This is a genomic window from Mycobacterium sp. E1386 (assembly GCF_001672745.1).
Taxonomy (GTDB): domain Bacteria; phylum Actinomycetota; class Actinomycetes; order Mycobacteriales; family Mycobacteriaceae; genus Mycobacterium.
In genome coordinates this window covers 38,180-44,796 of sequence record NZ_LZKH01000219.1, presented here as the reverse complement: position 1 = coordinate 44,796, position 6,617 = coordinate 38,180, and the positions used below count along the sequence as shown (strand labels likewise).

General features: G+C 72.1%; 7 protein-coding genes and 1 pseudogene. 4 read left to right on the top strand and 4 right to left on the bottom strand.

Annotated elements, in window-relative coordinates; all coding sequences use genetic code 11:
- The 3 genes and pseudogenes from A5709_RS22960 to A5709_RS22950 form a co-directional block, all read right to left on the bottom strand.
- Nucleotides 1–433 (bottom strand): annotated as a pseudogene (locus A5709_RS22960) (ATPase); the annotation flags it as partial.
- A complete protein-coding gene (pssA, locus tag A5709_RS22955; RefSeq protein ID WP_068122729.1) occupies nt 430–1,293 on the bottom strand; it encodes a CDP-diacylglycerol--serine O-phosphatidyltransferase in 864 nt (287 codons plus the stop codon). The gene pssA and the pseudogene A5709_RS22960, both read right to left, overlap by 4 nt.
- Entirely contained in the window at nt 1,293–2,012 is a 720-nt protein-coding gene (locus A5709_RS22950; RefSeq protein ID WP_068122727.1) for a phosphatidylserine decarboxylase, read from the bottom strand. Before A5709_RS22950 ends, pssA begins: the two co-directional genes overlap by 1 nt.
- Before the next feature lie 65 nt (nt 2,013–2,077).
- Between A5709_RS22950 and A5709_RS22945 the strand changes: the two genes are divergently transcribed.
- Nucleotides 2,078–3,274 (top strand): MFS transporter, encoded by a 1,197-nt coding sequence (locus tag A5709_RS22945; RefSeq protein WP_068122724.1) that lies wholly within the window; start codon nt 2,078–2,080, stop codon nt 3,272–3,274.
- On the opposite strand, the gene glp is transcribed toward A5709_RS22945, so the two are convergent.
- Nucleotides 3,275–4,480, bottom strand: a complete 1,206-nt coding sequence (glp, locus tag A5709_RS22940; protein WP_068122720.1) for a gephyrin-like molybdotransferase Glp — start codon at nt 4,478–4,480, stop codon at nt 3,275–3,277.
- A 74-nt stretch (nt 4,481–4,554) separates the two neighbouring features.
- On the opposite strand from glp, the gene A5709_RS22935 reads away from it, so the two are divergent.
- From A5709_RS22935 to A5709_RS28990, 3 genes are read left to right on the top strand one after another with little or no spacing between them, the layout of a single operon-like run.
- Entirely contained in the window at nt 4,555–5,028 is a 474-nt protein-coding gene (locus tag A5709_RS22935) for a VOC family protein (protein ID WP_068122716.1), read from the top strand.
- Nucleotides 5,019–5,828 (top strand): NAD(P)/FAD-dependent oxidoreductase, encoded by an 810-nt coding sequence (locus A5709_RS28995; RefSeq protein WP_231987047.1) that lies wholly within the window; start codon nt 5,019–5,021, stop codon nt 5,826–5,828. The genes A5709_RS22935 and A5709_RS28995 overlap by 10 nt, the downstream gene beginning before the upstream one ends.
- A 51-nt stretch (nt 5,829–5,879) precedes the next feature.
- Entirely contained in the window at nt 5,880–6,461 is a 582-nt protein-coding gene (locus A5709_RS28990) for a hypothetical protein (protein ID WP_231987046.1), read from the top strand.
- The last annotated feature ends 156 nt before the right edge of the window (nt 6,462–6,617 follow it).

Sequence of the window (6,617 nt, the reverse complement as noted above, 5' to 3'; positions counted from 1 at the left end):
GCGGGCCCAGGTCGCGGGGCAGCAGCGACACCGCGTCGCCGACGGTCAGCACCTTGCCGAGCAGGGCCTGCCGCAACGTGACCGGCGAGATCGACTGGTGGGCCAGCGACGAGCCGGACAGCGTCACCGATCGCGCGCCGTAGACGGTGACCGCGCCGACGATCACCGGGGTGCCCTCGCGCAGCCCGGCGTTGGACAACGTCACGTCGTCGAGCAGTGCCGTGCCGACCGGGGTGTCCGGGCCGGCGAGGGCCGCCACCGCCGCCGTGGTCCGCGAGCCCGTCAGCGCCACCGCGTCCCACTCCCGAATGCCGAGCGCGGCAATCGCGCTCGGATGCAACCGGACCACGCCGCGGCGCGAGTCGACGGCCGAGGTGTTCAACCGCGCGGTGAGCGTGAGCTGACGGGCCGCATCCTCGCCCGGTGAGCTCATGGCAGGCGCCCACCCGGTTTGCGCAGACCGAGCCGCGCCATCGACCGCCGGTTCGGTTGCGCCCGGCGGATCGCTCGCCGCGCGGCGCGGCGCTGCTTGGGCTTGTCGGCCCACGCCTCGGGGTGCGCGGCAAGCCAGCGCTGGTTGCGGACCGCGAACGGCACGTGGCACAGGTAGGCGATGATGATGACCCAGATCAGGACGTACGGCGCCAGCACCGCGGCGGCCGCGCAGATCGCCAGCAGCGCCAGCAGTGGCGCGGCCCAGCTCGGCGGCACCGCCGCGGCGTGCATCTTGCGCATCGGGATCTTGCTGATCATCAACATCGACGTCCCGGTGATCCAGATGCACAGGAACGTCGTCGAGGTCCACCAGCCGTCGCCGAACTGCAATTTGAGGCCGATCAGCCCGATCATCGACACCGCGCCCGCCGGCGCGGGCATGCCGACGAAGAACTCGTGGGTGTAGGCGGGCTGGCTGCCGTCCGCCTGCAGCGCGTTGTACCGCGCCAGCCGCAAGACCACACACACCGCGTAGAGCAGGATGACCACCCAACCGGCCGGCGACTTCCCCAGCAGCGTCACGTAGAGCACGATCGCCGGCGTCACGCCGAAGTTCACCGCGTCGGCCAGCGAGTCGATCTCCTCGCCCATGCGCGACTGGGCATCCAGGATGCGGGCCACCCGGCCGTCCAGGCCGTCCAGGATGGCCGCCGCGGCGATCAACGCCATCGCCGCCTTCGGCTGGTGCTCGAGGGCGAACCGGATCGAGGTCAGGCCCGCGCAGATGGACAACACGGTCATCGCGCTCGGCAGGATCTGCAGGTTGACCGACGGCCTGCCGCGCGGCTTGCTGATCATCACAGCTCGGCCAGCACGGTTTCGCCGGCGATGGCGCGCTGCCCGACGAGGACCAGCGGCTCGGCGCCCGGGGGCAGATAGGTGTCGAGCCGGGAGCCGAACCGGATCAGGCCGTAGGTGTCACCGATGGTCAGCTTGTCGCCGACGCGCGCGTCGCAGATGATGCGCCGCGCCAACAGCCCGGCGACCTGCACCGCCGCCACCTCCGCGCCCGTCGCCGTCCGGATCCGCAGACTGGTGCGTTCGTTCTCGGTGCTCGCCGAGGCCAGATCGGCCGACCCGAACCGGCCGGGCCGGTGCTGCATCGCGATCACCTCGCCGCTCACCGGCGCGCGCTGCACGTGCGCGTCCAGCAGCGACAGGAAGATGCTGACGCGCGGGAGCGGCGCGTCGCCCATGCCGAGTTCGGCGGGCGGGGCGGCGGAATCGATCACGCACACCACCCCGTCGGCGGGCGCGACGACCGCGCCCGGCCGGGTCGGCGGGACGCGCGGCGGGTGGCGGAAGAACCCAGCGCACGCGCCGGCCGCGAGCAGGCCGGCCCGCCGGATCCACCGGTGCCTGCGGCCGGCCAGCGCCACCGCCAGGCCGCCGGCGATGAACGGGCGGCCGGCCGGGTGTACCGGCGGAATGGTCGAGCGCACCAACTCCAACGCGTGCTGCGGGCTGAACGTTGGGTCCTCGGCCGTCGGGCCGATAGGGCGGGGGCGTCGTGCCACGCGGCCATCTTACGAAAGGCGCGGCCGGTTGGTTCGGGCCCGCAGGGGGAACGCCCACCTTCGACATGCATCCGAATGACGATTGGGCGCCGCGGCTGCGCCCGGCGAAGATCGCCGTCACCGCCGTATTCATCGCCCACGCCGTCGGGTTCTCCTCGTGGGCCGCCCACATCCCGGCCGTCAAGGCCGACCTCGGCCTGTCCGACGCGGCGCTGGGGACGGCGCTGTTCGGCGCGCCCCTGGGGTCGGTCGTGGCCACGCTGGGCAGCCACTGGGCGCTGCCGCGCTGGGGCAGCCACCGGCTGATCCCCGTGACGGCCGCCGGCTACGCCCTCGCGGGCACGACGGTGGGGCTGGCCCGGTCCGGGCCCTGGCTGTTCGCGGCGCTGGCGTTGTGGGGGATGTTCCAGGGCGGGCTGGACGTCGCGATGAACACCCAAGCGGGCACGGTCGAGCGCCTGGCGCGGGCGCCGATCATGGCCCGCTTCCACGGCATGTGGAGCCTCGGTGCGCTACTGGGCGCCCTGATCGGCGCGGCGTGCGTGAGCGCTGGCGTCGATCTGACGCCGCAGCTGGCGGCAGTCGGGCTCGCGGTCCTGGTCGTCGTCGGGGCGCTGACCCGGCGGCTGATCCCGGACCGGGCGGGCGCGGCCGCGGCGTCGCCTGGCAGAGGGGCCTGGCTGACACCGGCGGTGGCGATCCTTGCGGCGGTGGCCTTCGTGTCGTTCCTGTGCGAGGGCGCCGCCACCGACTGGTCGGCCAACTACCTGCGCAACGTCGCCGGCGCGGGTCCCGGGATCGCCGCGTTGAGCTACGCGGCCTACACGCTGACGATGGTCGTCACCCGGTTGGGCGCGATACGCCTGCACGCGCGGGTGTCGGCCCGCCGGTTGCTGCCGGCGCTCGCGCTGTTCGCCGCGGCGGGCATGGGCGTGGCGCTGGTGACCGCCAATCCCGTTGTCAGCGTTGTCGGATTCGCCTGTCTGGGGGTCGGCGTGGCGCTGCTGGTGCCCACCGCGTTCAGCGCCGCCTACGGCGCGGGCGGTGCGGGATCGGCGATCGCCATCGTCGCGGCGACGGGCTGGCTGGGCTACCTGCTGGGGCCGCCGCTGATCGGCCACCTGGCCGATCAGGTCGGACTGGCCGCGGCGCTGGTGACGATCCCGGTGCTGATGACCGTGATCGCCGTCGCCATCCGCTGCGCCACCGCCTTCGACCGGGCCGACGAATTCCACCGGCAGGTGGCCACCCCCGCGGGCTAGCTAGGTGAGATCCCACACCTGCAGCTCGGTCCCTTCGGACACCTCGACGACGTCCTCGGGGATGTCCAGCAGCGCGTTCGCCGACGCGAGCCACCGCAGGTGGTGCGAGGCGGGCGGGCCGTAACTGGTGACGGTGCCGGCGTCGCGGTCCAGCACCGCGCGGCGGAACTGCCGCTTGCCGCCCGGCGAGGTCAACGACTCGGTGAGCACGGCCGCCCGGTGCGGGCGCTCCGGGTCGGGCAGGCCCATGGCTTTGCGCAGCGCGGGCCGGATGAACACCTCGAACGACACCAGGGCGCTGACCGGGTTGCCGGGCAAGGTGACGATCGTCGCGCCGGCCACCCGGCCGATCCCTTGCGGCATGCCGGGCTGCATCGCCACCTTGACGAACTCCACGCCCTGGTCACCCTCGCGGCCGAACGCGTCCTTGACCACCTCGTAGGCGCCGGCGCTGACCCCGCCGCTGGTGATGATCAGGTCGGAGTCGGCCGCGTAGCGGTCCAGGATCGCGGTGAACTGCGCGACGTCGTCCTCGGCGGTCGCGACAGCTACCACGTCGGCGCCCGCGTCGCGAACGGCGCCGGCCAGCATGATCGAGTTGGACTCGTAAATCTGGCCCGGCCGCAGCGGGCTGCCGGGCGCGACCAGCTCCGACCCGGTCGATAGCACCAGCACGCGTTGGCGCGGGAGCACCGGCAGCTCGGCCATTCCCAGCGCCGCGGCCAGGCCGAGCACGGCCGGGGTCACCACCTGGCCGCGCCGCAGGACGGTGGTGCCGGGGGCGACGTCCTCACCCGCACACCGGATGTGCTTGCCCGCGTCGCGCGGCGCGCGGATCGCCACGACATCCACGCCGCCGTCGGTGTCTTCGACGGGCACGACGGCCGTCGCCCCGGCGGGCAGCGGCGCGCCGGTCATGATGCGGTGCGCGGTGTTCGGTTGCAGCGTCAACGCGTCGGTGCGGCCGGCGGGGATGTCCTCGGCGACCTCCAGCACCACCGGGTGCTCGGGCGTGGCGCCGGAGGTGTCCTCGGCGCGCACCGCGTATCCGTCCATCGCGGAGTTGTCGAAGACCGGTAGCGCCAGCCGTGCGACCACGTCGTCGGCCAGGACCAAGCCCTGCGCCTCGGCCAGCGCGGTGGTGGCCGCCGGCCGGAGACGGATCAATTCGGCTACGACGCGCTGATGTTCTTCGACCGACCGCACCCGGCCATTATCGGCCGGTCGGATTTTTCAAACCGACCCCGGTGAGTCCCGCGGGCCGACGTAGAGTCGAGAACGTGATTACCGGTTTGGCCCACACCGGGGTGTGTGTTCCGGATTGCGAGGCCGCCGTGGCGTTCTACCGAGACGTGTTGGGCCTGCATGTGCTCTCGCCGCCGTACGTGATGACCGGTAATGCCATTCGCGACGACATGGGCGAGCTGGTGTCCGACCCCAGCATGAAGGCGGCGATCGTGGGGTTGCCGGGCGACGGCGATCGCGTGCTCGAGGTCATCGAATACCTCGGCGCCGACGGGCGCGCCGGCGACCGGGCCCTCACCGATCACGGGCTGTCCCACGTCGGGCTCATCTGTGCGGACCTCGACGCCACCCGGGCGGAGCTGGAGGGCAGGGGCGTGCGCTTCCTGACCAAGGGAACCGCGGAGGTCGCGCGGGTCCGCACCACGTGGTTCGTCGACCCCTGGGGTGTGGTGTTCATCCTGGTGGAGAAGAGCCGCCCGCAGCGACCGTACTTCGCCCAATGGGGGTGAAGCCGACCGTCGGGATCATCGGCGCGGGCGCCGGTGGCATCGCCATGGGCATCCAGCTGGCCCAGGGCGGCTACGAGTTCACCATCTTCGACCGGGCCGACGGATTCGGCGGAACCTGGCGCCACAACACCTTTCCGGGCGCGGCGTGTGACGTCCCGTCGCACCTGTACTCGTATTCCTTCGCGCCCAACCCGCGGTGGAGCAAGACGTACGCCAACCAGCCCGAGATTCTGGCGTATCTGGAAAAGGTCGCCATCGACCACGGGCTGGGCGCGCGCCTGCGGGCCAACACCGCGATTGCCGCCGTGCGCTGGTCGGACGCCCGGCGCCGCTGGACGCTGACCGACGGCGACGGCCGCGAGCACGAATTCGACGTGGTGGTCAGCGCCGTCGGGATGCTCGACGTGCCCCACATCCCGGACATCCCCGGGTCGCGGCGGTTCCGGGGCCGGCAATTCCATTCGGCCCGTTGGGATCACAGCAAGCCGACGGCTGGGGAGCGGGTGGCGTCCATCGGGACCGGCGCCAGCGCGATCCAGTACGTGCCGGCGATCGCGCGAAAGACCGCGCACCTGACCGTGTTTCAGCGGACACCGATCTGGATCGCGCCCCGATTCGACTTCCCGTTCACGCCCGAGCAGCAGGAGGAGTTCCAACGCCACCCCGAGACGGCGCGGAAGCTGCGCGCCGAGGCCTTCGACGCCTACGAGTCGTCCAGCTTCGACGTCGCGGCCGACCAGACGCGGGAGGCCACCGAGCTGGCCCGCAGCTCGGGATCGGCGACCTTGCGCATTAGGTAGCTGCGGGCCAAGCTGATGCCGGACTATCCCGCCGGCTGCAAGCGGCCGCTGATGTCACGCGAGTGGTACCCCACGTTCGCGCTGCCCAACGTCTCCCTGGAGACCACCGCCATCGCCGAACTGACCGAGCGGGGGGTGCGCACCGCGGACGGTGTCGAGCACCGCGTGGACACCATCATCTACGGCACCGGGTTCAAGGCCGCCGACTATCTGGCGAGCATCGACGTGTACGGCGCCGGCGGTCGCCGCCTGGCCGACGACTGGAGCGACGGCGCCGAGGCGTACCTGGGCACCCTGGTGGCCGGCTATCCCAATTTCTTCACGCTGTACGGCCCCAACACGAACGGCGTCAACTCGATCATCTACATCCACGAGGCGCAGACGACCTTCGTCCGCCACATCCTCGACGCGATGACCGCCCGCAAAGCGCGCACCGTGGAGGTGACACCCGACGCGCAGCGCCGCTACAACGACGAGATCCAGGCCGCGATGGCGGGCAAGGTCTGGCTGGCGTGCAGCAACTACTTCCGCCATCCCAGCGGGAAAGTGGTCACCCAATTGCCGTACAGCGGGCGGACTTTCTTCGAGCGCACCCGCGAGCTGGTCGACGCCGACTACCGCTTCGCCCGGTGACCGATCGCGGGCCTGCGCCGCCGACCGCGGACCCTGGCGGACGCGGTCGGCAAGGGTTTGAGGCCGGGGCGCCTCGGGCGTTTGACCCGCTCCGCGGTCCTGACCGGGGCGCTGAATGCCGTCTCGACCTTCATCCGCAACCACGCCGCAGCCCGC

Excerpts from the sequence above, each read along its gene's own strand:
- A5709_RS28990 (WP_231987046.1), top strand. The coding sequence starts at position 5,880 with ATGTCACGCGAGTGGTACCCCACGTTCGCGCTGCCCAACGTCTCCCTG.
- A5709_RS22945 (WP_068122724.1), top strand. The coding sequence starts at position 2,078 with ATGCATCCGAATGACGATTGGGCGCCGCGGCTGCGCCCGGCGAAGATC.
- pssA (WP_068122729.1), bottom strand. The coding sequence starts at position 1,293 with ATGATCAGCAAGCCGCGCGGCAGGCCGTCGGTCAACCTGCAGATCCTG.
- A5709_RS28995 (WP_231987047.1), top strand. The coding sequence starts at position 5,019 with ATGGGGGTGAAGCCGACCGTCGGGATCATCGGCGCGGGCGCCGGTGGC.